This window comes from Thermoplasma sp. Kam2015 (genome assembly GCF_003205235.1).
GTDB lineage: Archaea > Thermoplasmatota > Thermoplasmata > Thermoplasmatales > Thermoplasmataceae > Thermoplasma.
Window position 1 is genome coordinate 1 of sequence record NZ_QJSM01000044.1, and the last position, 26,541, is coordinate 26,541.

General features: G+C 48.5%; 22 protein-coding genes, 1 tRNA gene, 1 rRNA gene and 1 pseudogene. 15 read left to right on the forward strand and 10 right to left on the reverse strand.

Annotation, left to right across the window (positions count from 1 at the left end; all coding sequences use genetic code 11):
- The first annotated feature begins 609 nt into the window (after nt 1-609).
- Nucleotides 610-1,119 carry a hypothetical protein gene (locus DMB44_RS08635; RefSeq protein WP_110642780.1) on the forward strand — a complete coding sequence of 170 codons (510 nt, stop codon included), beginning with the start codon at nt 610-612 and terminating at the stop codon, nt 1,117-1,119.
- Between the two features lie 277 nt (nt 1,120-1,396).
- Here the strand turns inward: DMB44_RS08635 and DMB44_RS08640 are convergent, their stop codons facing one another.
- Together DMB44_RS08640 and DMB44_RS09780 are read right to left on the reverse strand one after the other, a co-directional pair.
- A complete protein-coding gene (locus DMB44_RS08640) occupies nt 1,397-1,531 on the reverse strand; it encodes a hypothetical protein (protein WP_369907632.1) in 135 nt (44 codons plus the stop codon).
- Nucleotides 1,517-1,573 (reverse strand): annotated as a pseudogene (locus DMB44_RS09780) (hypothetical protein); the annotation flags it as partial. The pseudogene DMB44_RS09780 and the gene DMB44_RS08640, both read right to left, overlap by 15 nt.
- Before the next feature lie 255 nt (nt 1,574-1,828).
- Between DMB44_RS09780 and DMB44_RS08645 the strand changes: the two are divergent.
- The 6 genes from DMB44_RS08645 to DMB44_RS08670 all read left to right on the forward strand — a co-directional run bounded on the left by DMB44_RS08645 (nt 1,829) and on the right by DMB44_RS08670 (nt 7,857).
- The gene (locus DMB44_RS08645; RefSeq protein WP_110642784.1) at nt 1,829-2,230 is read left to right on the forward strand and encodes a DUF6293 family protein; all 402 of its coding nucleotides are present in this window, start codon (nt 1,829-1,831) and stop codon (nt 2,228-2,230) included.
- A 22-nt stretch (nt 2,231-2,252) separates the two neighbouring features.
- Complete coding sequence (locus DMB44_RS08650; RefSeq protein WP_153280209.1) at nt 2,253-2,516, forward strand: hypothetical protein; 264 nt, start codon at nt 2,253-2,255, stop codon at nt 2,514-2,516.
- Nucleotides 2,517-3,076: 560 nt separating this feature from the next.
- Entirely contained in the window at nt 3,077-4,318 is a 1,242-nt protein-coding gene (gene csx1, locus DMB44_RS08655) for a CRISPR-associated CARF protein Csx1 (protein WP_161952125.1), read from the forward strand.
- 91 nt (nt 4,319-4,409) lie between these two features.
- The gene (locus tag DMB44_RS08660; protein ID WP_110642790.1) at nt 4,410-6,179 is read left to right on the forward strand and encodes a chloride channel protein; all 1,770 of its coding nucleotides are present in this window, start codon (nt 4,410-4,412) and stop codon (nt 6,177-6,179) included.
- 98 nt (nt 6,180-6,277) lie between these two features.
- Complete coding sequence (locus DMB44_RS08665) at nt 6,278-7,444, forward strand: NAD(P)/FAD-dependent oxidoreductase (protein ID WP_110642791.1); 1,167 nt, start codon at nt 6,278-6,280, stop codon at nt 7,442-7,444.
- A gap of 5 nt (nt 7,445-7,449) precedes the next feature.
- Nucleotides 7,450-7,857 (forward strand): hypothetical protein, encoded by a 408-nt coding sequence (locus DMB44_RS08670; protein ID WP_110642793.1) that lies wholly within the window; start codon nt 7,450-7,452, stop codon nt 7,855-7,857.
- A 27-nt stretch (nt 7,858-7,884) separates the two neighbouring features.
- Here the strand turns inward: DMB44_RS08670 and DMB44_RS08675 are convergent, their stop codons facing one another.
- Together DMB44_RS08675 and DMB44_RS08680 are read right to left on the reverse strand one after the other, a co-directional pair.
- On the reverse strand, nt 7,885-9,153 hold the full coding sequence (locus DMB44_RS08675; RefSeq protein ID WP_110642796.1) for an MFS transporter: 1,269 nt from the start codon (nt 9,151-9,153) through the stop codon (nt 7,885-7,887).
- A 112-nt stretch (nt 9,154-9,265) separates the two neighbouring features.
- Nucleotides 9,266-10,171 (reverse strand): DMT family transporter, encoded by a 906-nt coding sequence (locus DMB44_RS08680; protein WP_153280210.1) that lies wholly within the window; start codon nt 10,169-10,171, stop codon nt 9,266-9,268.
- A gap of 68 nt (nt 10,172-10,239) precedes the next feature.
- On the opposite strand from DMB44_RS08680, the gene DMB44_RS08685 reads away from it, so the two are divergent.
- Complete coding sequence (locus DMB44_RS08685; RefSeq protein WP_255414324.1) at nt 10,240-11,190, forward strand: glycosyltransferase family A protein; 951 nt, start codon at nt 10,240-10,242, stop codon at nt 11,188-11,190.
- Between the two features lie 122 nt (nt 11,191-11,312).
- Nucleotides 11,313-12,098 (forward strand): MBL fold metallo-hydrolase, encoded by a 786-nt coding sequence (locus DMB44_RS08690; protein ID WP_110642801.1) that lies wholly within the window; start codon nt 11,313-11,315, stop codon nt 12,096-12,098.
- Between the two features lie 53 nt (nt 12,099-12,151).
- Here DMB44_RS08690 and DMB44_RS08695 read toward each other — a convergent pair whose 3' ends face one another.
- Complete coding sequence (locus tag DMB44_RS08695; RefSeq protein ID WP_110642803.1) at nt 12,152-14,458, reverse strand: adenosylcobalamin-dependent ribonucleoside-diphosphate reductase; 2,307 nt, start codon at nt 14,456-14,458, stop codon at nt 12,152-12,154.
- A gap of 170 nt (nt 14,459-14,628) precedes the next feature.
- Here DMB44_RS08695 and ftcD point away from each other — a divergent pair, with 170 nt between their 5' ends.
- The 4 genes from ftcD to DMB44_RS08715 all read left to right on the forward strand — a co-directional run bounded on the left by ftcD (nt 14,629) and on the right by DMB44_RS08715 (nt 18,895).
- Nucleotides 14,629-15,528, forward strand: coding sequence for a glutamate formimidoyltransferase (gene ftcD / locus DMB44_RS08700; protein WP_110642805.1), 900 nt, complete (start codon nt 14,629-14,631; stop codon nt 15,526-15,528).
- A gap of 152 nt (nt 15,529-15,680) precedes the next feature.
- Nucleotides 15,681-16,295, forward strand: a complete 615-nt coding sequence (locus DMB44_RS08705; protein WP_110642807.1) for a cyclodeaminase/cyclohydrolase family protein — start codon at nt 15,681-15,683, stop codon at nt 16,293-16,295.
- Nucleotides 16,292-17,902 (forward strand): formate--tetrahydrofolate ligase, encoded by a 1,611-nt coding sequence (locus tag DMB44_RS08710; protein ID WP_110642809.1) that lies wholly within the window; start codon nt 16,292-16,294, stop codon nt 17,900-17,902. The genes DMB44_RS08705 and DMB44_RS08710 overlap by 4 nt, the downstream gene beginning before the upstream one ends.
- A 144-nt stretch (nt 17,903-18,046) precedes the next feature.
- Nucleotides 18,047-18,895, forward strand: coding sequence for an Mrp/NBP35 family ATP-binding protein (locus DMB44_RS08715; protein WP_110642811.1), 849 nt, complete (start codon nt 18,047-18,049; stop codon nt 18,893-18,895).
- Nucleotides 18,896-19,042: 147 nt separating this feature from the next.
- Here the strand turns inward: DMB44_RS08715 and DMB44_RS08720 are convergent.
- From DMB44_RS08720 to DMB44_RS08730, 3 genes are all read right to left on the reverse strand, one after another.
- A 23S ribosomal RNA gene (locus DMB44_RS08720) occupies nt 19,043-21,961 on the reverse strand.
- 222 nt (nt 21,962-22,183) lie between these two features.
- On the reverse strand, nt 22,184-22,588 hold the full coding sequence (locus DMB44_RS08725; RefSeq protein WP_110642813.1) for a molybdenum cofactor biosynthesis protein MoaE: 405 nt from the start codon (nt 22,586-22,588) through the stop codon (nt 22,184-22,186).
- Nucleotides 22,589-22,596: 8 nt separating this feature from the next.
- Complete coding sequence (locus DMB44_RS08730; protein WP_110642815.1) at nt 22,597-23,187, reverse strand: alpha/beta fold hydrolase; 591 nt, start codon at nt 23,185-23,187, stop codon at nt 22,597-22,599.
- Between the two features lie 252 nt (nt 23,188-23,439).
- Between DMB44_RS08730 and DMB44_RS08735 the strand changes: the two genes are divergently transcribed.
- Both DMB44_RS08735 and DMB44_RS08740 read left to right on the forward strand, forming a co-directional pair.
- A tRNA-Gln gene (locus tag DMB44_RS08735) sits at nt 23,440-23,512 on the forward strand.
- Nucleotides 23,513-23,525: 13 nt separating this feature from the next.
- On the forward strand, nt 23,526-23,984 hold the full coding sequence (locus DMB44_RS08740; protein ID WP_110642817.1) for a hypothetical protein: 459 nt from the start codon (nt 23,526-23,528) through the stop codon (nt 23,982-23,984).
- 115 nt (nt 23,985-24,099) lie between these two features.
- Here the strand turns inward: DMB44_RS08740 and DMB44_RS08745 are convergent, their stop codons facing one another.
- Entirely contained in the window at nt 24,100-25,068 is a 969-nt protein-coding gene (locus DMB44_RS08745) for a hypothetical protein (protein ID WP_110642819.1), read from the reverse strand.
- 10 nt (nt 25,069-25,078) lie between these two features.
- Nucleotides 25,079-26,446 (reverse strand): cytochrome ubiquinol oxidase subunit I, encoded by a 1,368-nt coding sequence (locus DMB44_RS08750; protein ID WP_110642821.1) that lies wholly within the window; start codon nt 26,444-26,446, stop codon nt 25,079-25,081.
- Between the last annotated feature and the right edge of the window lie 95 nt (nt 26,447-26,541).

The following is a 26,541-nucleotide window of genomic DNA, read 5'->3' on the forward strand; positions in this document are numbered from 1 at the left end:
ATAATGTATATAAGATACAATATTAATATGGTATAATACCATATCTACCAACGAAAGAATTGAAAATTTCGGTAAGCCTCATTTTTTGACTTTGTTTAAATACCCTTACCGACATTTTCTTATATAAATAAATTATGTAGCGAAATTATATACATATATCAACTACTAGCCATTAAAAAATTATGAAAAACTCTTTAATTTTATAGCTCTCACGCGCATAAATATGGGTAATGTTTTTATGGATCTTTTCGCTGCCCGCCACTATGCGGTTCAGACCGTAAAAAGGAATCGATATCTTGATAAAAGGATCGAGGATTCAAGACCATTGACCTTCAACGACCATTCCTAGCTCTCTGCACATCGATCGAACGTAGATCAACGGTACGGGATATCATAAGGACGCTACCTATGTGATATTATTCTGTCTAATATATCCCAAGGCAAGGAACAAAGCTATGCCACACATATGAGCAAAGTCCTATGAAGGGATGGTAGAATATGACCACATGGTACAGGGATGGGTGTTTTCCTGGAAAGGAATGAAGCAAATTATGATCCAACATTTTTCTTGGGAAAATTTTTAAATGAATATAGTATGGAACGGATGGTATGTTCGATGACGATTTTTCCAATCTTCCGGAGAAGATCAGGGATATCGTACTGGCTTTAGACGCCGAAGAAAGAGAGATCGATCGCATCCTATCTGAGGTGGAGAATGGTGAAACAGGCGAGATCGACGAAGGTAAATGGGTAAGGCTTTGGATCGATTTTCCATTTCGCCACTGGCCGTTCTGGCCTATCGCTTCCCGTTTGATCCGATCCGATGTGAACGTGGTTCCAGGGTATTACGGAATAAAAGGCGAGTGTAGCGATACGCTTCTAGTCCTTGTTGAACCGAGGATTATAGCGTTATATCCATGGGGTTGTGATCTCGAGAGAAGGTTCAGGAGGAGGATGGATGATGCAAGGAATCATCTGAATAGGTGCCCAGGCACCAGATACATTATATTCTGGGCATCAAACTGGGACTTCAGGGCATGGAAAAGGTATGGTGGCAGGTTCTCCAGCAGAACGGTGGTGCTTAAGCCATGGGGGTCCGCAAAGGCGTTCAGAATATGACGCAGTCATTCGCAAGGACCGATCGGGAGCATGCGTGATGCGTTTATCCCATTTCTTCGATAATTTCCGTCCTGTCATCACATTTACCGTATGCCTTGGCATCGGAGTCGCAGAAGAGGTTGACGGGATTCCGATTGCCGGCCGATGGATAGTGCAAGATCCGCTACGACGTATCCATAAATGAATCCGAAGTGAATACCGGTGGATAGAAGGAATTATGGACATGCCACATATCCTAAGATGCAAAAAATAAATTTATTTAAAAAAGGACTCCCTTTTAATGCATATGGTGCTGTTTGATGTGCTGCTCAAATTCCTGCTGCGTATCAAAACTAATGTTGCACTCCTTGCAGAGGTATTTTTCACTCGATGATGCCTGCTCGTCGCCCATATGCATCTTTGCATGATCCATCAGTTCTTCCTTGCTTTCGAATCCCATTCCACACCGATCGCATACGTATTAGGACATTACTGCCAAATAATCATGGACGGTGTATACTTAACCGTTTGCGGATAACGGCTGAATGGAAACGATGGGACATTCTAAAATGAATCCGTGGGTAGGGATTGGATCCACGACCAGAAATGGTCACTTTGCTTGTCTTCAATCCTGTCTCCTTGACTTCAACGGTTGACGGGAAAGACTTCTTAACCCTAGACCCTTATCATATCGATGAAGATAAATAGCGAATGGTGTTCTTTGTTCAGCATGGGGAGGACGGAACATAAAGATTCGGCCATGACCCTTCAGATAGTCGCCTATTCTGATGGTAAATCCTATGACGGCATTAGAGCTGGCATAAGGCAATTGCCGGTGGATAAGATCGTTATACTGCATGAAGAGACTCGTTATTTATCCGCAGGATCAGATCAAATACCTTTTAGCGTATTCACAAAGCAATTATCTGATACGCTAGGGATAGACGTAGAGGAGACGAAGATCAAATCCCAGGACCTGAATGATGTATTTACTGCGGTAAGGAATGTCATAAGGAACAACGAAGGCGCCTTCGCCAATGTCCACATGAACGTTTCAGCCGCTTCGAAACTACTGGCATGCACACCAATATCTGCAGGTTTCATTTGGAATCCAGATGTTTTATATATATGATGGTGAAATCAAAAGGTTTCCCATGTTAAAATTGGGATACAATGGGATACTCTCTGAGACAAAGATCGCCATCCTTCGCGACCTAGCAAAAGCTGGCGGAAAGGTCAGCAGTCTCGAGTCCCTTTCGGATCTTACCGGTATCGATAAGACATTATTGAGCGAGCATATTAACGGATCGGAGGATTCCCGAGGACTCGTTGAACTCGGGCTTGTTGAGGTTAATAGGTATTCTAGGGGAAGGCTGCAGATAGAGATCACAGCCCTCGGTAACATCGTATTGTTATGATGGATACTTTCAAGAACCAATAGGATCCCTTCGATACCAAATAACGTATTAAATCAAATTTGTCGTTTATCCTGACGTTTGCCGCTTAAGGGCTGTCGTACTCTATTTCATACCTAGTCTTCTAATACTTGAAATGCTTGTAAATTTCTTTACATTTTATTCCGCAGTTTCTAAACGATATCCAAACGTCTTGGTACTTGAGTGAAAACGCTGAAATCTGAATTCACGTGCGTGGATGCCGCTGCATCGGGATCGTCTTGATGCAAAGGCAGATACCTATCCGCTGAAGGCTGGCCCTAAGCTTTAACGAGAGGAAGCTGACAGAACGAATCATCCTTTTTAGTGGATGATTTCCATGTCCATGACTGTTCCGCTTTTCTTTTGATACGTTCAACGAATATCGATCAAGAAATCCAGTATATTATGTGGTATGTTTGATAATACACCTATCCGATCATCCATACGCGAAACCTATCAGATGGGGGCCTATTTTTTATCCTGCATTTTTAGAAAAACAAAGTATCTACAAAATCTTATAAATAATGATATATTTTACAAGTATGGAAGAAAAGAAGATACTCTTCTCCACTTGGGGCATGCCAGCGCAATGGAAGGACATAACATACACATACGATGAGATGAGCGTTCATGCTTGTACAACGCTAAAGCTCCTTTCAAAGAAATATGATAGAGTCATACTCTTCGTTCTCGACAGTATCGCAGATTTTAATGGAGTATCGAACTCGTCTCAATGTGGGACTTGTTATTCCCAATCCTTCAAAGATTTCATCTACTCAGGCAGCTATAGCGATGTGATCTCTTCGATAGAGGAGCGGACTAAGAAAATGTTGGCCTGCCTTGGCATAGAGGATGCAGAGGTAATAGTGCTTCCTGCCAAGGGCAAGCCCGGCGGCAGGATGCAGTTCAATGGTGATGTCAAAGATTATCTATCGATTGCCCTGCTCTCATCCTATATCCGGATCAAAGAGGATCTCAGAAGCGCTTCGCAGATCGGCCTTGACATAACGCATGGTATAAACTTCTTGCCTACGCTGACCTTTCAGGCGGTGATGACCCTGATGTATGCGGCCCTGATATCTGGGAATAACGAAAAAATATGGTTCAAGGTCTATAATTCAGATCCGGCAACCCCACTTGTAAATAACGTGGCCATAAACGTGATGTATGAGAGGGAGGTCTCCCATATATGCGTAGAAGGAAAGAATGTGGAAAGAGCTATCCGTACTAAAGGCGAGAAGTTCTCTGATTTATCGAGGCATTTCAATATGGTGTACTCCAATGAAGTATATCCCCTCATCTCCACCCTCCTCAATCCTTTCCCGCTTGCAGCTGCTAAACTGTCCTCTATATCAAAGATTGATGTTCAATGGATGTTGAATGGGTGGATAGAGAGCTCCAGCATCGATCTCGGATCGGTGTTCCATGATATCCATTACGATCCCGTAGCAATCGAGCAGGCGGTTATCGCAGACGCTTTTTTAAATAGAATGCGCGAATTCAACTGCGGGGATTGCTGCGACATTAATTTGATTGATAAAATTACGAAAGAAATATATAAAAAGGTATCACTCGAAAATTATTACATTCTAGAGCAGGAGATATCAGACATTAGAAGAAAAGCAAGCGATTATCAATGCGGTCCATGCAAACCTAATAAAAGGATAATGGTAGCACACGGTGGCTTTCAGAAAGAATGTGTTGAGGTACAAAATGATCATGTGAAGTATTGTAATTGGGATAAAATATTCGAGTTCATCAAAACGTTCGAACGCCCTCGATGATATTTTTCCTTCCTTACCTGTATACGGCGATTTTTGTCATAGATTTCCTTCGTATGCAAATCATTAATATTTTTATTCACATATCGAAGATATGTGGAAAAAATTCCACCTCTCCTCCCTCCCCTATTTTGAAAAATGGTTTATCATGGGCATAATCATAGGGATAATATCCGGCCTGGGTGCACTTGCTTTCTACTTTGCCATACGTTTGTTCGAATATCTATTCCTGGCGAGGTTCGTTGGCGTATCGGTACCAAGGCCGCTTGGAGAGGGCGGTTCCCTTGTCTTCCTCTATCACGTCCGCTACTTCTACCTTATACCGGTCTCAATTGCCCTTGGCGGGCTCTTCTCCGGCTTGATCGTCTACACATTCGCACCTGAGGCGGAGGGGCACGGTACAGATGCTGCGATAAGGGCCTTCCACAACGATCAGGGTAAGATAAGGCGCAGGATACCGCTAGTGAAGACGATCGCCTCGGCCATAACGATCGGTTCAGGCGGAAGCGCAGGCAGGGAGGGCCCAACGGCGCAGATCGCTGCTGGCCTCGGATCCATGATCGCGGATCTCTTAGGCCTGAGCGATACGGACAGGCGAATTGCGGTGGCCGTGGGCATCGGTTCCGGCATAGGGACGATATTCAAGACGCCCATAGGGGGGACGATGCTCGGCGCCGAGATACTTTACAAGAGGGATCTTGAGACGCAGGCCATATACCCATCGCTGGTCGCGAATGCCATAGGCTATTCCATCTTCGCATCTGTCGTCGGCTTTGAACCCATCTTCGGATACTACACCGGATCCTTTGACGTGGCAAGAATACCATATTACGCCATATTGGGCGTGATATCTGGACTATTCGCCATATTCTATGTCCGCTTCTTCTACTTCACTGTTTCTCTTTTCAAGAAAATGCGCATAAGCAACTACTTCAAGCCAGTCATAGGAGGAGCAGTCACAGGACTCATAGCGCTCGTATTTCCAGAGGTCATGTCCACTGGATACGGCTGGGTGGATCTGCTCATGTTCCAGAAGTTCCAGTATTTTCCCACTTTCGGCATTCCGATCATACTGCTGCTAATAGCCCTGCCCTTCATCAAGGTGTTCGCCACATCCTTCACCGTGGGCTCTGGCGGAAGCGGAGGTGTCTATGCCCCGGGCATATTCATAGGCGCCTCGCTCGGCGCAGTCACAGGGATCGCCTTCCACTATGCGACCCCAACGCTTGTGCCCATAATAACGCCCTTCGTCATCGTTGGCATGATATCATTCTTCGGAGCAGCTGGCAAAGTACCGCTTTCCGTTATACTGATGATCGTGGAGATGACGGGCAGCCTCCAGCTCCTCCCCGCAGCCATGATCGCCGTCTTCATATCCTACCTGGTCTCAGGAAAATACACGATATACCACAACCAGGTGGAGGATAGGAGGAGCTCCCCAGCGCATTTTGGAGAGTTCAACACACCAGTGCTTCTTGACATCAAGCTTGACGAGGTTACGTGCGGCGACATAAGCATAACGGACGATACAGACGTCGAAGAGGCGAAGAGAATAATGGATGAAAATAGCATATCAGCTGTTCCAGTCGTAGTCTATAAACGCCTCATCGGCGCGGTGTACCTCTTCGACATAGCGGAGATAACCAGCGGCACCGTTAAGGATTACATAAGGAGGGGCATAACGTACCTCAGGTCGTCCAACAACGCCGAGGAGGCGTGGGAGGTCATGATGAGGAATAAGACGACCTGGTGCCCAATAGTGGACAACGGCGAGTTTAAAGGCATCGTCACGCTCAAGTCCATACTTGACGCCTACCAGAAGAAGGTCATGGCAGCCAAGGATACGTCCGTATCCTTTGAGTGAGATAGCGTTAATGCAATCATGTGGAAGCTTTCATGCGCTAAATTTTTCATGAATATGATAAAATAATCATTATAAGGTAAAAATGGATTATGCTGTGTATGACTAAGAACATAGTGATAATTGGCGCAGGGGCCGGCGGCGGCATTTCGCTGAGCCAGCTGAGGCATGCGCTTAAGGACGAAGACGTCAAGATCACGCTGATCGATAAGATCGGAAGAACTGATTTCCAACCCTCATACGTTTTCCTTGCACTTGGAGAAAAACGCACGAATGATATATTCAGGGACATGTCGTCCCTGAACACCGATCGGATAAAGACTGTTAAGGATGAGGTCGTCGAGGTTGATGCAGCCAACAGGGTTGTCAAGACGACAAAGGGCAGCTACCAGTACGACTACCTCATAATGTCGCCCGGGCCGAAGATCGAAAACGCTGCCCTCAAGGGTCATGAGGCAACGCACAGCGTCTGGACCATGGAAGATTCCATCCGGCTCAGGGACAGCATAAGGGAGTTCAAGGGTGGAAAAATACTCATAAGCGTGTCGACACAGTGGTACAAATGCCCACCCGTTCCCTGGGAGATGGCACTACTTTTGGACGATTACTTCAAGAGAAAGGGGATGAGGGATAAGGTGGATATAACCGTTGCACATCCAGTCTCGAAGCCCATGGAGATGTACGGGCCTGGGCTATCTAATCCTTTCTCCGCCATCCTAGAGGAGAGGAACATTCACGGCATATATGGCCAGATGGTGTCATCCGTGGATGCTGAGAAGGAGGAGGCCGTGCTGAGCAAGGGCGAGGGCTTCAAGTTCGATCTTGCCATAGTCGCGCCTCCGCACCTGCCGCCGGATTTCATAAAGAACAACGACGATCTCCGTTCGCAGAGTGGCTGGGCTGCCACTAACCTTAGGGACTTCAGGAATCCAAAGTACAGCGAGATCTTCGCCATAGGCGATGTCATCGCACCCACGATACAGATAGGCATGGCCGGCGTTCTAGCCCATTTCCAGGCTGATACCGCCTCATCTGCCATAGCCGAGGAGATCGCAGGTTATCCATTCATAGATTACAACAAGGTGGCTGTGTGCATAATAGCTACAGGCGGATCAGGCATATTCTCGTACTGCGACCTGTCCAAAAAGATGGCGGATCCGAGTACCAAGTTTCCGGAATGCAGGATGATAGGCAACGATCCGCTGTTTCGCTTTGCCCATGACCTTTATGAGGTAAACTTCCTATCGTCGATATACGGGAGCAGGTGATTGCGATGTCTGATGATGATATGAAGAAGATTGCGGAAACGATACAGGATCTCATGCCAACGATAGAACTCCTGAAGAGCATGCAGGAAAGCGGCCTTACTGAAACGCTTTCCTACCTCGTCGAGAATTTCAACGTGATATTCAACTACACGACAAAGATGGAATTATACGATCTGATAACTGCAGCCAGGAAGCTGGCAAAGGTCATAGAGCCCTTATCAAGGTTGGACGACGGCGAACTTGAACCGCTAGCAGATGTGGTAGCGTCCCTTCCGGACATAATCGAAGAGGCCAGGAAGGGGGCAAAGGAGAGGAAGACAGGCATCATGGATCTTCTCAAGACTATGAGATCCGAGGACTTCGTCTTCCTGATGCTGATCGCCATGGCCATATCTGAAAGGATGAGGAAGTAGAGAACGTAACGAAGCTTCCGGATCCGCTCAACGTGCTCGCATTGTGCCGCCGGACGGGCTCCCGGGCTGCTTAGAACGCAGGAGGAATGAATACAGGCCCAGCGGAGCTCGTCCCTTCTGATCCGGCTCTCTGAGGCCTATGAAGAGAAACGCCGAGATGAACCTGCCCGCGAACACGATCATGTAGGAGTATATCAGCGCAGTTCTTATTGGAAACAGCGCCTCCATGAACGCGAGTATGTAGCCGCCGGACAGCGCTCCGATGAGGTACACCAGGCCGTTGAAGCCGTTCATGATGGATATGTACTCCGCCCTGTGTCCATCTGGCACTATGTCAAGAAGATAGGAGTTCATGACCACATTCTGTATTGATCCGAGTATGCCGCTGTATATCTCCATTGCTACGAACTCCCTGAAATTGGAGAAGAAGGCGTAGAACAGCGGTATTGCGCTGAGCATGACCCTGTTTCCGAATATCAGCGGGGGCCTGCTAACCCTGTCAGTTATCCTACCGAGCAGATACTGCACCACAACCGAAGTGAAGAGCGAGGCTATGGTGAGCAGGGCAACCTGCGATAGATCGAATTTCATAACAAGAACTATGGTCATGGGGAACATCGGCCATGCCATGGACCAGAAGAGGCCCTGCACGTTCATGGCCATGAAATACCTGTAGAAGAGCCTGTTTTCGCGCCTCAGGTTCTTCAGTGTGATCATCAGGTTGCCGGAGAATTTCCTCGCTGCGCTTGATTCGTTCAGGAATGCCATAAGCACCGCAGATATGATGTATGATCCGGCCGCAGCGGAGAACGGTATGAAGATGTCCCGTGTCACGCTTCCTCTGAAAAGGAAGACCATGGCTATAAGCGAAGCTATCGTGCCTATGGAACTCAGCACGTTGACTATTGAAAGGAATCTACCGCGCACAGTGCTGTTTATCTGATCAGCTATGAGCGAGAACCAGTTCACGGTGATCAAGGATCCGAAGAGCGATATGGCGGCGTACACCATGATGAGGCCAAGCGGGGTCCTTATGTAGCTCAGCATATACCACAGGACGGCCAGGACAACGCTGCCTGAGATCAGAAATGGCTTTCTCCTCCCGAACCTGTCGCTGAGGCGCCCCCACAGTATCTGGCCACCGTTTGATATTGCGTTTGCTGTGGACTGCAGCCAGCCCATCTCCACAGCCGTTGCACCTATGAATACACCGAATACTCCTATGAAGCTGCTGGCGGCCGTTGCACCGGCTGAAACGATAAACGATCTTATGGCTATCAGGGTGCCGTTCTTCATAATTCAGTCCTGTGAATTGAGGTCTGGCATCCCCCTGCCTTATTTTAATCTTACCCTGCACCGATATATTTCGCTGCGGATCGCCACTTAAAAAATCGATCATAGATATATCTCAGTATCTTCGGTTCTTTGCCATGACTATGACGAGTATGGCCAGCAATATCAGCAGGCCTCCGAAGTACTGCATGGCGCTGAGGCCTATCCCAAGCAGCATGTACGATGATAGGGCTGCAGCCACTGGTTCAAGCGTGCCCGATACTGCGGCCTCAACAGGGCTGATGTACCTCATGCTTCCGATGTAGAGATAGAAGGCAAGCGCCGTGCCGAAAATTATGACGAAAAGCGTGAGCCCTATGACCGGAAGCACATCGCCATGCGGTATGTGATAGAAGTACAGGTATCCGGAGTATGATCCAAACGGTACGGAAACGATGCCGCCGATCAACATGCCGGACGATACCGTTTTAATGCCGCCGTACTCCTTCACCACCTTCGACGAGGTCACCGTATACAGCGCTGCGGCGGCTGCCGTGGCAAGACCGAGGGCGGTTGTAAGTGTGCCTATGCGCACAGATTCACCTCCTGTTGGAAAGCCTGTTGTCAGCTCGTATATTCCCATTACAGAGAGGATGAGCGAAAATACAAGGTAAGGAAGGGATATGCCCCTCGACATGGCGTAATCGTAGACGGCAACCATGGGGAAGAACAGGAACTGGAGAAGGGTCGCAACAGGGGCATTGGAATAGGATATGGTGGCCAGATAGAGTATCTGTACACCGAAGAGGCCCGGTATTGCGAACGTGAGGAACGTCCATATATGGCGCATGCCTACGAAGCCCCGGGAGATCGCCAGCAGTATCAACCCGGAGAAGACCATGCGTATGGTCACAAGGGTAGAGAAGGGCATGCCGTAGCGATCGAACAGTATGGAAGACACAGTTCCAGAAAGACCCCACAGTGCAGATCCCACTATCGCATACGCCAGCATCCTGTACCTCATCGCCCGCTCGGTATTCAATATATGATATACGCCTATGATCGTTATATTTTTTTATTCACAGGCGTTGACATCATACGATCAGCGTAATAGCCACCGCATTCAACAGGAGGGAATTTCTGAGGCATGCACTGCTTTCCCTGATCAACCAGGATGCGGATCCCGATTCCTTCGAGATCGTTGTTTCCAAGAACTTCTACGATCAGCGAGTTGACGAACTGTGCTCCGATCGCGGCATAAGGGATGTGACCACCGATTCCTCGTCATCCGGCGAACGCGTATACGATGCCCTGCATGCTTCACATGGAGAGTTCGTACTGTTTCTGGATGATGATGACATATTTTACAGGACAAAGGTTTCGCGCGTTATGCAGGTGATATCGATGGACGGAATTGCATTTTACAGGAATGCGATATTCCCGGTTACTGCGGATGGCCATGTGGCGGCAGGATACCAGCCCCACATGGATGCGCCGCTGCGCATAGATCGCCCGGGCAGATCGGATGCCCATCGCATGCGCAGGCTGAACTGCATGTTCAACAGCAGCTCCATGGGCATTTTAAGGGACATCCTGGACGACCATGCTGGCGATCTTAGGCGGATAGCGCTGGCCGTTGATACATTCTATTTCGCGATGGCCCTATCCACTGGAAGGCCAGTATACTGCGACAGCAGCGTTGAATCGATATATCGCATAATGCCCAGGAGCACGTCAAGGGATCTGCGGAGCTTCAGCAGCTTCGTGGCCTTCGAAAAATCGTTCCTCCACAGGTACGTGCCGGATCTCGAAAGGATCAATGATATGGTGCGCGGTACGCCGGCCGAAGCCTTCATGGAATCGGAGCTCTCCATCTACGAGATGCTGCTTTACGTCTTCGAGGATGATGAGTGCGAAAGCAGGCCTCCCATCTCCCGCCGTTTGAGGTTCCTCAGAATGAGGTTTCCCTGTTCACTCATGTATTCCCGAACTCTGAGAAATCTTGCGATGGAGTGCGAGTTCAGGAGGGATATGGGGCGCATATACGGAGATGTGCGTTGAAAGGCCATGCTTACCTAACGCCTTCATCCTCATGGGATCGAAACACCGCTCGTCATCGCTTGTCGTCCCAGAGCTACCTAAAATTTATACGCACATTTGATCTATCTTGATCCGGTAGAATATTGACCCCACAGAAGATCGACATGGACGGGCATTCGCTCTTCTTCAAGAACATCGCCAGCGGAAGCAAGGGAAACTGCACTCTCATCTGGGACGACAGTGATCTCATAGTCATAGATCTTGGAATAACGATGAGGAAGTTCATGGAATCGTTCAAGGCCCTCTCGCTGGAAAACAGGGAAATATCGCTGTTCATAAGCCATGAGCATTCCGACCATATCGGCGGCGTTCCCATAACATCAAAATATGTAGATATGGATATATATGCAAGACCGGCCATAGCGCATTCCTTCAGGAAGAAGACGTACGAGATGGACGGAACCCTCGTTGTTGGCAATTTTGAGATAAGGGCATTCGAAATACCGCATGATGCTGCTGATCCAGTGGGTTTTTCTGTGCACTGGCATGATCGCAAGATATCAGTTGTATCCGATCTGGGCAAGGTCACGGATCGCGTGATCGATGGCGTGAAGGATTCAGACATTCTCGCATTCGAGTCAAACCACGATGTTGAGATGCTCAGGACAGGCAGCTATCCGGAGGTTCTGAAGAGGAGGATACTCAGCGACCACGGCCATCTCTCCAATGAGCAGTCTGCCGAGGCCATAGCAAAGGTCTCTACGGATCGCACCAGGATAATACTCACGCACCTCAGCCAGGAGAACAACACGCCGGAAACGGCTATCAAAGAGGTAAAGAGCTACCTTGACAACAGAAATGTGCCGTATATGAGCATAGAAACGGCTGATCAGTATAGGGGAAGCAGCCTCTACGTCCTTGAAAGATGAAGAAATTATCCTTTCGAAATAAAATATGGCTTCTGTGATCCGGATCTTCCAGATCACTTATCGCATTTTCCCGTGGGGCATGCCGGATCGAATGTGGAATCCAGCTTAAGGTACTTGTCCGGCATCTTTGTCACGAGTTCTATGACCTCCTTCTCCTCTGGCTTCTTAGTCTCTGCCGTACCCGCTGTGAGCACCTGAACTGATTTGCTCTTGTCCCTGTAGACCGTTATGCCCTTGCAGTGGAGATCCTTGGCCATCCTGTATGCCCTTGCTATGTCCTCCCTTGTGGCGTCGCTCTTCATGTTTATCGTCTTCGATACGCCAGAATCGCAGTACCTCTGGAACGTGGCCTGCATGAGCACATGCCACTGCGGATCTATCTCGTGAGCGGTCACGAATATCTTCTTTAGATCCTCGTTTATCTTTACGTTCTCCAGATTTCCGGTCTCTGCTACCTCCCTCATGAGCTCCTCCGTGTATATGCCAAGCTCGCGTGTCTTCTCCTCGAAGAGCGGGTTGACCTCAAGCAACTCCTGGCCGTTAAGCACGTGCCTCACGAAGGCGAGGGCAAATATAGGCTCTATGGATGATGAGCATCCGGCGATTATTGATATGGTGCCTGTTGGGGCTATGGTCGTCGTGGTTGAGTTTCTCATCTTGATGCCCTCCTTCTCCCACTCAGATCCGTACCAAGCCGGGAACACCCCGCGCTCCTCAGCCAGGGCCTGCGATGCCTTGTGGCTCTCCTCGTTTATGAAGCTCATGACCTTTTCGCCTATCTCCAGCGCCTCCCAGCTGTTGTAGGGTATCTCCAGCTTTATGAGCATGTCGGCAAAGCCCATGACGCCGAGACCGATCTTTCTGGTCATCCTTGTGACCTTCTTTATCTGATCAACCGGGAACTTGTTGGCATCTATGACGTCGTCCAGGAAGCGGGTTGCGGTCCATACCGTATCACGAAGCCTGTCGAAATCTATCTTCTTGCCATCGACCACGTACTTGGCAAGGTTTATGGAACCGAGGTTGCAGGACTCGTATGGGAGGAGCGGCTGCTCTCCGCATGGGTTCGTAGACTCTATGTCGCCAACGTTCTTCACAGGGTTCTTCCTGTTGATCTCGTCCAGGAATATGAGCCCTGGATCGGCCGTCTTCCAGGCCTGATCGATTATAGCATCCCATATCTCCTTTGCCTTTATCCTCTTCATTATCTTCTTTGTCCTTGGATTGATCAGATCTACGTAATCGTCATTGTCGAGCTTGTCGAAGAACTCATCGGTCACTCCAACGGATATGTTGAAGTTACTGAGCACCTTGTTTTCAGAATCCTTGCTCAGTATGAATTCCATTATATCCGGGTGGTTGTAGTTCAGTATACCCATGTTGGCGCCGCGCCTCTTACCGCCCTGCTTTATCACGTCGGTCGTTACGTCGAATATCTTCATGAATGATACTGGGCCGGAGGCCACGCCCTTCGTGGAACCGACTATATCATCCTTCGGCCTGAGCCTGGAGAACGAGAAGCCAGTGCCTCCCCCAGATTTGTGTATAAGCGCCGTGTTCTTCAGCGTCTCGAATATGTCCTCTATGCTGTCTCCAACTGGAAGCACAAAACATGCTGATAGCTGGCCCAGCTTTGTTCCTGCATTCATCAGGGTGGGCGAATTTGGCACGAAATCGAGTGAGGACATCACTTCCTCAAACTTGCTTATGTAGCGCCCCGCTGAGGTGCCCTTCGTCTGGATGAAGTCCATGAACTCCTCGAATGTACCCTCCATTATGCCGTCATCCTTCATGTATGTGAAGGCTCTCCTGAGGACCTCCTCCTGCGTGGGCGATACCTTGCCTATGATCTCGGCTTTCTCCGGAAGCTTTCCGGTCTTTCTGAACGTTATGTAATCGTAAAGGGCCTCTATTATTCCGATGTGCGATGCCACGCGCCTGAACATCTGCCTGGGCGTTTCGATTATCTTTCCATCCTCGTCCTTCAGCAGGTATCTGGCCTCGAGCACCTTGACTGCGTTGAGTGTCAGCTTGAGATCATCCTTGACGCCCATGAGCTCCTTCTCTTCCCTTATGGCGCGCCTCTTCTCCCTGTACAGTATGTATGATTTCGCCACATCGGTGAAAGTCCTCCCCTCTATCTTTGATGTCATGAGGACGTCTTCAACAATATCCTGTATCTCCTCCACCGTTGGCCTGTCCTTATCCTTAAGCCTTGCGACTACCTTATCGGCCAGCAGTTCAGCATCCTTCATCGTTCCGTTCTTCACCGAAAGCATGGCCTTGTAGATAGCCATGGTGATCTTGTTCTTCTCGAACGGCACTACCGTTCCATCTCTCTTAACTACTTCTTTGACCATATTTCAACACCGTGGGTTTTGTCTTATCCCATTACATTTGAATATTTTTTCCGTTAATATGATGTGATATGATATAGTTTAATCTTTTGTAACTAGTTTGATCACAATACTGATCACAATGAAAACCAGCGCATAGCATTGTTTATTCATAACAATGCCATGATCCAGCCATGTCTCTTGTGGAGTGCGTTCCAAACTTCAGTGAGGGAAGGGACAGGACGAAGGTTGACAAGATAAGGGATGCGATTGCGTCTGTGGATACCGTCAAGGTGCTGGATGTGGAGATGGATCCGAACCACAACAGATCCGTCATAACGTTCGTGTGCGACTCGTCAAAGGCAGTTGACGCAGCCTTTGCAGGCATAAAGACCGCCGCAGAGATCATAGACATGGATGTACACCGCGGCGAACATCCAAGGTTCGGTGCAGCGGACGTTATACCATTTGTTCCGCTCCAGGATACGAAGATGGAGACCTGCGTGAAGCTGGCCAGGGAACTGGGAAGAAGGGTCGGCGAGGAGCTCAACATACCGGTATACCTTTATTCCGAGGCGGCGCAGAGGCCTGAAAGATACGATCTTGCAGCGATAAGAAACAAGAATTTTCAGTATGAGCAGCTCAAGGAGGCCATAAAGGATGATAGGTGGAAGCCAGATTTTGGGCCCTCTGTTGTCGGGAAGGCTGGTGCATCCATAATCGGTGCGAGGGACTTCCTGATAGCGTACAACGTGAACCTTAACACAGCAAACATGGAGATAGGTAAGAAGATCGCCTCTGCACTTCGCGCCAGGGATGGTGGTCTCACCTTCGTCAAATCTCTGGCATTCTTCCTCAAGGATAAGAACATGGTGCAGATATCAATGAATCTTACGAACTACAGGAAGACACCCATATACCGTGCCTTCGAGCTCGTTAAGCTTGAAGCGGCTAGGTACGGTGTTATGCCTGTTGAGAGCGAGATCGTGGGGCTCGTACCAGAACAGGCGCTGATAGACGTTGCGAAATTCTATCTGCAGCTCAACGGATTCGACGAGGGAAATATACTCGAACGCAAGATGGAGAAGTCATGATCCACAGCTGCGGCATATGCCTTCAATGATCATCGGCCAGTGAATAGCGAATAGAATCATATGGTGATCGAGGGCATTTAATTGATATGTTCAACCATATCTTTATATTTATGAATGCATAAATTTAAGAATTTTGTAGCGTTTAAAGTGATATGGAGGGCATAGAAGATTTTCTTGAAAAACTTGCCAGCCCCTCTCCCGCACCCGGTGGTGGTGCAGCAAGTGCCTTTGTCTCCATAGTCGGCGCATCGCTTATATCAATGGTTTCTCAGCTGACCATAGGAAAGAAGAACTATGCGCAGTACGATGAAGAGATGAAGGGTATCCTGGAAAAGGAAAGGCAGATCGAGAAAGAGCTCCGCTCGCTGATCGATGAGGATGAGAAGGCGTTCAATGCCATAATGGAAGCGCTGAAGATGCCGAAGGAAACCGAGGAACAGAAGAGGATGAGGGACGAGAGGCTTCAGGCTGCCCTCAGAACTGGCATAGAGGTACCATGGAACATAGCGAAGAAGTCCTATGAACTGCTGACACTGGTGGAACCACTTGCGGATCACGGCAACAAGAATGCCGTGACGGATGCTGGATCCGCAGCACTATTTCTGCAGGCAGCGATAAAGGCCGCGCTCTACAACGTGAAGATAAACCTCAAGATGGTTAAGGACGAGGAATACGCTGCGGATCAGAGGATGAAGATGAACGTGTTCCTTGAGAATACGGATGAGACGTTCGAGAGGATCAAGAAGAAGGTGGAGGAGAAACTATGAGGGATATAGAGGAGATAATTAAAGAGATTGGACTTGGAAAGGAAGACTACGAGCTGTACGGTAGGTACATGGCGAAGTTGGATCTTAGCCTTCAGTCACGAGGCAGGCCAAAGGCAAAACTCATACTCGTCACCGCAATGACGCCGACACCTGCCGGAGAGGGAAAGACCACAACGACCATAGGGCTTGGCCAGGCCTTCAAAAGGCTCGGTAAGAACGTGGCAATAGCCATAAGGGAGCCTTCGCTGGGACCGTGTTTCGGCATAAAGGGAGGTGCAACAGGTGGCGGAAAGTCCAAAGTCGAGCCGAGCGACCGCATCAATCTCTTCTTTACCGGCGACTTTCCTGCAATAACGGCTGCGCACAACCTCCTGTCAGCGATGATAAACAACCACATGTACCACGGAAATGAACTGGCCCTGGATCCCAAGAGGATCACGTTTCCAAGGACCATCGATATGAATGATAGATCACTCCGCAATATCCTTGTTGGCGTCGGATCCAGGGATATGGGGGTTCTGGCAAACGACAACTTCGTGATAACGCCGGCAAGCGAGGTCATGGCGATAACCGGGCTTTCCCTCAACTATCAGGATCTGAAGAACAGGCTATCAAAGATACTCGCCGGCTTCACAAACAAGAACAAGCCTGTATTCGCAGGCGATCTGAAGGCGGAGGGGTCTATGGCGGCACTTCTCAGGGATGCGCTGAAGCCGAACCTTGTGCAAACCACAGAGGGCGTCCCAGCGTTTGTCCACACGGGGCCGTTTGGAAACATCGCTCATGGAACGTCAAGCCTGGTTGCAGACAAGATCGCAATGAACCTGTTCGATTACGTCATAACGGAGGCCGGCTTCGGTTCAGATCTGGGAGCTGAAAAGTTCTTCAACCTCGCCTCAAGGATCGGCAACCTTCCGATAAATGCCGTCGTGCTTGTTGCCACCATAAGGGCAATAAAGCACCATGGTGGGAGCAAAAAGGAGGGCGAAGACGTCGATGCCGTTAAGATCGGATCAAAGAACCTGATCAGGCATGTGCAGAACATAAGGAGGTTCGGAATCGATCCTGTCGTAGCCATAAACCGCTTCCCTACTGATACTGATGCTGAAATAAGGACTCTTGGCGAGATCCTGGATTCGAACGGCATAAAGTGGGCCCTATCGGAGGTGTTCGCAAAGGGAGGCGAAGGCGGCATCGATCTGGCCAACAAGGTGCTCGCATCCATCGGAGACTACGAGATAAAGCGCACCTATGATTTGAAGGACGACATACGCACAAAGATAGAGAAGATAGCGAAATACGTTTACGGAGCAGACGGCGTGATCTTTGAGAAGAAGGCCCTCACCGATATGAAGAAGGCAGAGGAGATCATGGAGAATCCATACGTGTGCATGGCCAAGACGCAGTACTCATTCAGCGATGATGCCTCACTGCTGAACGATCCGCATGGCTTCACCGTGAAGGTTCAGTCCATGAACATATCTTCCGGTGCGGGCTTCGTTGTTCCAATACTCGGTGAGATCATGACAATGCCTGGCCTTCCAAAGCATCCGGCTGCGGAGAACATCGATTTAACAGACTCTGGAGAGATAACCGGACTCTTCTGAATTTTTAAATTTTTTGTAAGGCTGGTAAAACCAGCTTCAGTGTATTCCATCTTAATTTTTTATCCTCTGCTTTCCTGCATGTTGCTGATGATCTGCTGCCCGATCCGTTGAAGAGGTATATATATCAAGTAAGAATTGTGAAATATGGCAAAGGGAACAATAAAGACAAATACACCGCCGCCTGCTCCGGTTATTGCGCCACCAGGCAAATCGACGAAGTACAAGGTTAAGTATACAATAACCGTTATGAGCGGCAAGGGAGGTGTTGGAAAATCCACCGTGGCCGTTAATCTGGCCGTATCTCTGGCAAAGAGAGGGCTGAAGGTCGGCCTGATAGACGCAGACATAAACGGCCCAGACGACCCCAAGCTGCTGGGCGTTTCTGATCTGAAGCTCTATGCAGATGAGGAGGGTATAATACCGGCTGAGACGAGATATGGAGTGCGCGTGGTATCAATGGGATTCCTGATCCCCACTGAAGATACCCCAATAATATGGCGCGGATCGTTGATGCACAAGGCCATACAGCAGTTTCTGGAGGACGTCAACTGGAAGGACACGGACATCGTGGTTCTGGACATGCCTCCTGGAACCGGCGATGTTGCCCTCAGCGTGGCGCAGCTCATCCCTGAATCCAACGGTGTTGTCATCGTTGTGACGCCTCAGGATGTCGCGCTTCTGGATGCAAGGAAGGCCATAAACTTCGCAAAACAGTTAAAGCTGCCAGTTCTTGGAATAATCGAAAACATGAGCGGTTTCGTATGCCCGCACTGCGGCAATGTTACCTATATATTCAAGAACGGGGGCGGAGAGAGATCAGCAAAGGAATACAATCTGCCGTTCCTTGGAAAAATACCGCTTATTCCAGAGATCGCTGATAACGGAGATAAGGGGATACCTGCCGTCGAGATAAACGACAAGATAAAAGAGATATTCGACAGTATAGTCGATCAAATACTCAAAGAAGCACAGATAGAGAACATAAAACAGTGAAAACTCATTTATTTTATACTTAATTTTTAAATTTACATAGCTATCGCTAATCATCTTAGATTTAAGGACCAACACAAAAAAACTATAAAAACAATAAAAAACAAAAATCAAACACGCTTATGAATTCGACCAGACGAGAATTTAGCATGGATTGTGCCTTCGATCTTTAGTAGCCGTGGACTTAAAACCTCGCCGAAGCTCGATTCTTACATCCCGGCTCTATCAAACCTCTCTTCTAGAGGCGATCTGATGACGATGTCTATTTTCGGGGGCGGCTTCGAGCTTAGATGCTTTCAGCTCTTATCCGCGTATGACGTGGCTACCCGGCGATGCCTTGCCAGACAACCGGTAAACTAGAGGTCACGAGCCCTTGTTCCTCTCGTACTAAAGGCCCCTTCCCCTCAGACATCGAGCACTCCCACGGAGAAGCAACCCTACTGTCTCGCGACGTAGTGAACCCATCTCAGGATCCCTTTTAATGGGCGAACAGCCCCACCCTTGGCACCTTATGCAGCACCAGGATAGGAACAGACGACATCGAAGTAGCAAACCCTCGGGTCGATGTGTACTCTTGCCGAGGACGACTCAGTTATCCCTGGGGTAACTTCTCTCTTATCACCCGCCCCCACTAAGGAGGAACTGGGTGGTTCGCTAAACCCTGCTTTCGCATCTGCGTTGCTAGTTGTCTGCAACACAGTCAAGCCAGCTTTTGCTTTTACACTCTACGGAGGATTTCTGACCCTCCTGAGCTGACCTTTGGGGGCCCCTGTTACGTTGTTAGGGGCGTGGCGCCCCACCCAAACTGCCCACCAATAGTTGTCCCTCCGAAGAGGTTAGTGACGCAATCCCGAGAGGGAAGTGTTTCATTGGCGCCTCCACTCCGGCCAAAACCAGAGCTTCGACGGCTCCTTCCTACGCTACGCAGTCAGGATCGCACCACAGCTACAGGCTGCAGTAAAGCTCCACGGGGACTTCGCTTTCACGTGGGAGAGACTGGATTGTGCACCAGTACATCAATTTCACTGGGCTGAACGCGGGGACAGTGGGACCCACGTTGAACCTTCATGCAAGCCGCCAATTAAGCGGCTAGGTATTACGCTACCTTAAGAGGGTCATAGTTACCCCCGCCGTTTACTGGCCCTTCTTCCCCTTGTACGGGGCTTTCAGGTACCAGCACTGGGCAGGTTTCAACCGCTATACACATCCTTACGGACTAGCAGCGATCTGTGTTTGTGGTAAACAGTCGGAGTCCCTTCGTCACTGCGACCTATTCCCTCACGGAATAGGCACTCCTTATACCGAAGATACGGAGCTATTTTGCCGATTTCCCTCGCGTCCATTATCCCAAAACGCCTTAGGCTTCTCACCTAGGGGCACCAGTGTCGGTTCTTGGTACGATACTGAACATGACCCCTGCATGATTTTCATGGGATCCGGGGATTGAGGCGATTCCCAAACGGGAACATACGCTCTTTCGCGAACTTCTCGTCATTACGACTCTCCATCCGCTTATGAGCATAAATACGTTGGCACCCGTACCGCCCCTACCCTGAACCTTTTCATACAGGGCAGAACGTTCAGTGTGCCGGAATATTAACCGGCTTCCCTTTCGGTCATATCCTGTTAGGTATGACCTTAGGATCGACTAACCCTCGGCTGACGAACATTGCCAAGGAACCCTTAGCCCTTTCGGCGGAACCGATTCTCACGGTTCTTCTCTGCTACTTTCACCAGGATCCGCGATACCATGCGGTCCATCCCTCCTCTCGGGGAGACTTCTACCCACATGGCACGCCCCCCTACCAGATCACCTTTCGGTGCTCGAAGGTCTCGGTGTCTAGTTTTAGCCCCTTCCATCTTCTAGGCATGTGACCTCGGTGAGTGAGCTGTTACGCACTCTTTAAAGGGTGGCTGCTTCTGAGCCTACCTCCCCACTGTCTTCGGCCACAAACCTATTTAGTGCACTTAACTAGAACTTAGGGACCTTAACCCTCGTCTTGGTTGTTCCCATCACGGAAGCAAAGCTTATCCCTGCCCCCTAGCACCCGACATCTACGATCTCGACAAGTTCGGAGTTTGACAAGTCGGCGCAGCCTTTCGACTGCTTACCAACCAATCGGTAGCTCTACCTCGCCGAGAATCTCCGTCGAGGTCTACCTGCGGGTAGTATCGGGGGGAACCCGCTATTGCCGGCCTAGATTGGCCTTTAACCCCTACACCCAAGTCATCCAAACGATTTGCACATCAGAATAGGTTCGGTCCTCCACCCAGCTTTCACTGAGCTTCAACCTACTCAGGTGTAGATCGACCGGCTTCGGGTCTCTCACGAGTGACTAAACGCGTTTACCACGCCACCCCTCCATTGCTGTGCGGGTAGTTGCTTTCGCTACGGCTACTCCTTTCAGGATTAACCTTGCCACTCGTCAGAACTCCCTGGCCCGTTCTTCAACACGGACAATAGAACAGCGATCCATCGTTGTTAACGACTTCACCTCTTTACTGCCCTATAAGTTTATCTCTGCCTAGTTTCAGGCTCTTTTCACCACCCTTCCGGGTTTCTTTTCAGCTTTCCCTCACGGTACTTAGTTCGCTATCGGACTCGGGACGTATTTAAGGTTGGATGTTAGTGCCACCCATATTCCCACGCGAAAAACGACGCATGGTACTCTGGTTACTTCCCCTTGTGGCTTCTGAAGCTTCGATTACAGGGCTATCACCTTCTAAGGCTCTTCTTTCCAGAAGATTCATCTCGCTTCAGGAGGCGTTAGAGGAAGACCAAACTCCACATCTTTCCCTTCTTTCGAAGGGCTATTCGGTTTGCCTTCTACCGCTTTCGATCGCCTTTACTAACGGTATCTCAATTGATTTCTTTTCCTCCGGGTACTAAGATGTTTCAATTCCCCGGGTTCCCTCTCCTTTCGGAGTGCCTTACGGCAGGAAGTCCCATTCGGAGATCCTTGGATCTAAGGCTCCATGCGCCTCCCCAAGGCTTATCGCAGCTTGGCACGTCCTTCTTCGGCGCCCGAACCAAGCCATCCTCTAGGCAGATTAGCAGAGCACAATCCATTGTGCCATCTCTCATCTAGTCTCATCAAAATTCGACATCTTCCCTTTTAATGTAATGCATTAAAAGGTGCATTGTAAGCGTGTATGGACTATATCATTAACAGGGATATAAGCATTTTGATCCTGAAGCCCAATTATCTAATAATTTTATATTACTTCCCCTTCGGAAATAATAATATATTTTTATACTTAGATTTCAATCGGAACTAGAAAAAAGCTGTTTCAATGCCAATCTGCTGGTGCGCCATGAATTATGTCACGCTTCCAGATTGGAGCTCTTTCCTTGATCTGGTCTATGATATACCTGCAGGCGCTGAAGGCCTGATCCCTGTGCGGAGCCGACACCGCAATGACCACAGAGTCCTCTGTTATCTGTACGGTGCCTATCCGGTGAACAACTGCAGCATCGGTTATGTTAAATCTTTCAACACAGTAATTCACCATGGATTCTATTTCCCTTATCGCCATTTCACGGTAGCTCTCATAATACAGCGCGTCAACCCTGATACCGTCCGATTCTTCACGCACAGTCCCCTCAAATGTCACTATGGCGCCGGCTTTTGGATTCCTCACCCGTTCTATGAGATCTTCAACGGATATCTTCGATTCCACGATGTCTATAAACATGCGAACACCTAGTCAATGGCAATATAGTTTCGGAGCATGGAGAAGAACCTGTCTGTGCTGTCCTTCAATGGCCTCTTACTTCCATCAAAAACCTTGAACACAGAACCTGCGATCAGGTCATGATAGGACTGGCCGATCATGGTTTCGCGGTATCCCCTTGCACCACCCCATACCAGCAAAACTGGCTTCTGAACCCGATACAGTTCCTCTGCATACCCCTCATAGCCGGTACCGTCCACCACGATCACATTGCTGTATTTCTCTGGATGGTTCATAGAACATTTCAATGCAACATCCGCGTTTATGCCCTCGCCCATCAGCATAACGTTCTTCAATTTCATGGCCTGCACAAAATCGTAGTAAAATTCCGAGGCGGTATCAATGCTCCCGTGATATTTTGAATTCTCACCTTCATTTCCCGGAAATACCGGCATGTATACATTTACATTCCACTGAACTATCCTGTCCGGTGCCCTGATATCATTCCAGATGCCTTCCCCGTTTATGTCTATAAGCACAAGGTTCTTCTTGATCCCTGCCTTTGCAGTATAGCTGTAAAGGATTTTTGAACCGGAGATCAGGATCTCTCCACTTTCCATACATGATCATTTCATTCGATTATACTAATATTGGGGAATCATGATCCGTTCTCGTTGTACAGGGTGGCATTGTAATATTTGCTTGACCAAGTGCCATAAAATGCATTCTGATACAACGGCATGCCTGCAGCATAGCATCGCTGTGTATTCCAAGAAAATACAGTAGGCATCTTGCCTTTATGAACTGGTTGCCGGATCGCATAATGTGCGGTCTCAGAAAGTTAAATAAATACAGTTTGCATGATCGTGCATAGCCCTGTGGTGTAGTGGACAAGCATTTTGGACTTTGGATCCAAAGACGGCAGTTCGAATCTGCCCAGGGCTATCAAGGTGCAAAGATGGCAGATCCTGTCCAAGTAGAGACGCAGCCCTCCGTAAAACGCGCAAGGAAGATCGCCGCAGCTGTAGCATTGGCTGTTATAGCCATTTCATTTGGGATCGTCTATGGATTATCTCTGAACGGAACCGTAACAGTGAACGTAATGTACGTGAACGTAGTGCTGAACGAAAATGGCGCATCAAGGACCATTTCGATCCAGTTCAATCATGAAACTCTCTCATCCGGCGAAAAGGTGTACCTGTCGCTGCAGCTGAATGGGGGCAGCACCGGTACGACATTAAATTCCATAAGTTCAGGCACGCCCGGGTTCACCGTGGGATCCGTGACTCCACTTCCCATAACAATACCTCCAGATCAGCATTACGATCTGAAGCTGTTCTTCGTTACGCCGTCGCATGATTATGCGGGCGACATCACCATCCTAATCTCGGCGGATCAGCCCCAGGCTGCGTCATGAATTGCAGACAGATCGCCATAGATGATCACCTTCTGGATCAAATAGAAAAATCCTGAAAAACGTGCTCGCTATGCTATTGCATGAAAAAATAATATAAAGAAATATGAGATAGTTTTTATCTTTCTACTTCAGCCTTTGATCCTGCCTGCATCTTCGAGAAACTGTTCGCCACGTAGACCATGTATATCAGCATCAGGATCAGCAGTATTCCCCCACCGAGGGTTATGTAGAAGTAGGCTGTGGCCATGGCGGTATTGGTAAGAAACGCCGACACTGGAAGCGTCCCACCGAAGAATTTTGGATAGACCAGCGAATAGAACGGATAGATGGACAATGTAAGGAGGGAAAGAAATACTATCTTATTCTCTATGATCTTTCTTGTTGGCCTGTAATAGAACAGCGCCGGTGCTGCAAGACCTATTATTATGGTTATGATAAGAACTGGCGAAAATGGTACTGCAGTTATTGCAGAGTGTATCCATATCACCGCGCCTATTTCAAGTATGACGCCCAGATATGAAGCTACCAACGATACCTTCATGTAATTCTCCAGTCCATAGAATATGAACGAAAACCCGTACATCAGGATGATGGCTCCTATGACAAACAGGATATCTCCAGGCGCCGCTGCCCATTTTCCGGCGTTGAAAGCCATCTTTGACAGGATCACGCCGCCGCCAGTTACAACGGACGATGCGAATATGACGAAGACTAAGCAGAACAGGCATTCGAAGATGGAGAATATCGAATACATGGATCTGTCGTTCAACCAGCCCTTCTTTATGAATTCACCGAATATTATGAAGGCGTTTCTTCCTATGAATGCTATCAGGAGGATAAGCAGAGGCACGGCAAATATGTATGCTGCAGGTATCAGTATTGATGGATAGGCAAAATCAGATGTGACGACCCAGAAAGCTATGAATGTGCCTGTCAGCTCCCATATGGGTATAACATAGGGACTGACCTTTTTCTTAGATCCTTCGTAGTGGAAGAGAAAGAGCATTGCTCCCATCGACTCTGTGATGAAGAGGGCAAGCATTATCGACATTATGAGGAAATTTAAACCAAACACTGCGTTCATATTTTGCACCTCAGAAGTTGACCCCTGTTGCGGACTGGGATTCCGAAACTTCCTTGCTGACCTCTTCCCTGTTGAACACTCTCGCCGAGAAGTAGAACGACACCGGTATCAACAGCGTGTAGAAGATGATCATCGCTATACCCGGGCCTATCATCGAGGTTGTGGTGTTCGCACCCTGGTATACATACATTACGTTATATATTATCCATGGCTGCCTCCCGACTTCATCCACAACCCAACCATCCTCCATGGTGTACATTGATATCAATCCGAAAAGCGGAAACAGAATTGCCATCCATTTATTGCTGTATGGCTGCTTCTTCATGGCCCACATTATCAGATAAGCAAGCAAGTAGAGACCGATCAGTATACCGAACAGAACCATCAGATCGAACATGGTGTGCACTATCAGTGGCGGCCATTCATTCATCGGATAGTACATAAGTCCCTTTGGTACAACATAGGATGCGTTACCTGTTCCAGCAAGCAAGCTCTGCAGGCCAGGTATCGTAATAGCACCCACGATCTTGCCGTATGCGATTGTACCGAAGAGCTTCTCTGGCTCAAATGCACGGCCCCCCATAAGATTCAGCTCTATGGCGGAATACTTAAGTGGCTGATAGGCGATCAGCGCACTGGCCTCAAGGGATCCGGATATGCCTGTGAGTATCACGTAGAACATGGATAGGGCTGCCGCTATCTTGCTTCCCTTCATATAAAATGTTCGCTCATCGATGTCCTTCGACCTCAGATATCTGTACGCGAAGTAGCCACCTATAAGCATTGTTCCGGCAAGGAGTGTCTCAGGTACGACATGCGCGATCTGGGCCAGGAAGGAGGGCGCATTAACTGATGCCCATGGATTCACGTCCACGATCTTGCCCGTACTCTCGTACACTGGTATGTTGAATCCATTGGGCGTATTCATCCAGGCATTGACCATCACTATAAAAGCTGCCGAACCGAGTGTTCCTGCCCCAATGAAGAACGTGAGGATCCAGTGCGTTATCCTGTTCTTAAATGCATCCCAGTAGTATATGTATATTATGAGAAATATGGTCTCCGTAAAGAAGGCAAAGATCTCCAGGTAAAAGGGAACCATTGCAACTGCTGCTACAACTGCAAAGAACTTCGGAAACAGTATGACAAGCTCAGCCGCCATCACTATGCCGCTTGCCGTTCCTATGGCAAAAAATATCGTGAATACCTTGGCGAGTCTTTTTGCCATCAGATCATAATATTTGTCCTTGTATCTTATGCCCAGGTACTCAGCCACACTGAGAACGACAATGGTAGAGATGCTCATCGTGACCAGTATTATGTGAACACCGATCGAGTAGGCGAAGAGCAACCTGTCAAAAGTCGTTATAAACGCCATATTTTGATTAATAACTGGTTCATATTTAAACCTTATTTTATTATATAATAATCTTTCGTAATTAGATAATGCTACATAGCACTATCATGCGTCAT

Coding starts and splice junctions, on each gene's coding strand:
- DMB44_RS08640 (WP_369907632.1), bottom strand. CDS start 1,531: ATGGATCATGCAAAGATGCATATGGGCGACGAGCAGGCATCATCGAGT.
- DMB44_RS08665 (WP_110642791.1), top strand. CDS start 6,278: ATGACTAAGAACATAGTGATAATTGGCGCAGGGGCCGGCGGCGGCATT.
- csx1 (WP_161952125.1), top strand. CDS start 3,077: ATGGAAGAAAAGAAGATACTCTTCTCCACTTGGGGCATGCCAGCGCAA.
- DMB44_RS08750 (WP_110642821.1), bottom strand. CDS start 26,446: ATGGCGTTTATAACGACTTTTGACAGGTTGCTCTTCGCCTACTCGATC.
- DMB44_RS08635 (WP_110642780.1), top strand. CDS start 610: ATGTTCGATGACGATTTTTCCAATCTTCCGGAGAAGATCAGGGATATC.
- ftcD (WP_110642805.1), top strand. CDS start 14,629: ATGTCTCTTGTGGAGTGCGTTCCAAACTTCAGTGAGGGAAGGGACAGG.
- DMB44_RS08710 (WP_110642809.1), top strand. CDS start 16,292: ATGAGGGATATAGAGGAGATAATTAAAGAGATTGGACTTGGAAAGGAA.
- DMB44_RS08715 (WP_110642811.1), top strand. CDS start 18,047: ATGGCAAAGGGAACAATAAAGACAAATACACCGCCGCCTGCTCCGGTT.
- DMB44_RS08645 (WP_110642784.1), top strand. CDS start 1,829: ATGGGGAGGACGGAACATAAAGATTCGGCCATGACCCTTCAGATAGTC.
- DMB44_RS08670 (WP_110642793.1), top strand. CDS start 7,450: ATGTCTGATGATGATATGAAGAAGATTGCGGAAACGATACAGGATCTC.
- DMB44_RS08745 (WP_110642819.1), bottom strand. CDS start 25,068: ATGAACGCAGTGTTTGGTTTAAATTTCCTCATAATGTCGATAATGCTT.
- DMB44_RS08725 (WP_110642813.1), bottom strand. CDS start 22,588: ATGTTTATAGACATCGTGGAATCGAAGATATCCGTTGAAGATCTCATA.
- DMB44_RS08740 (WP_110642817.1), top strand. CDS start 23,526: ATGGCAGATCCTGTCCAAGTAGAGACGCAGCCCTCCGTAAAACGCGCA.
- DMB44_RS08675 (WP_110642796.1), bottom strand. CDS start 9,153: ATGAAGAACGGCACCCTGATAGCCATAAGATCGTTTATCGTTTCAGCC.
- DMB44_RS08650 (WP_153280209.1), top strand. CDS start 2,253: ATGTTAAAATTGGGATACAATGGGATACTCTCTGAGACAAAGATCGCC.
- DMB44_RS08660 (WP_110642790.1), top strand. CDS start 4,410: ATGTGGAAAAAATTCCACCTCTCCTCCCTCCCCTATTTTGAAAAATGG.
- DMB44_RS08730 (WP_110642815.1), bottom strand. CDS start 23,187: ATGGAAAGTGGAGAGATCCTGATCTCCGGTTCAAAAATCCTTTACAGC.
- DMB44_RS08705 (WP_110642807.1), top strand. CDS start 15,681: ATGGAGGGCATAGAAGATTTTCTTGAAAAACTTGCCAGCCCCTCTCCC.
- DMB44_RS08695 (WP_110642803.1), bottom strand. CDS start 14,458: ATGGTCAAAGAAGTAGTTAAGAGAGATGGAACGGTAGTGCCGTTCGAG.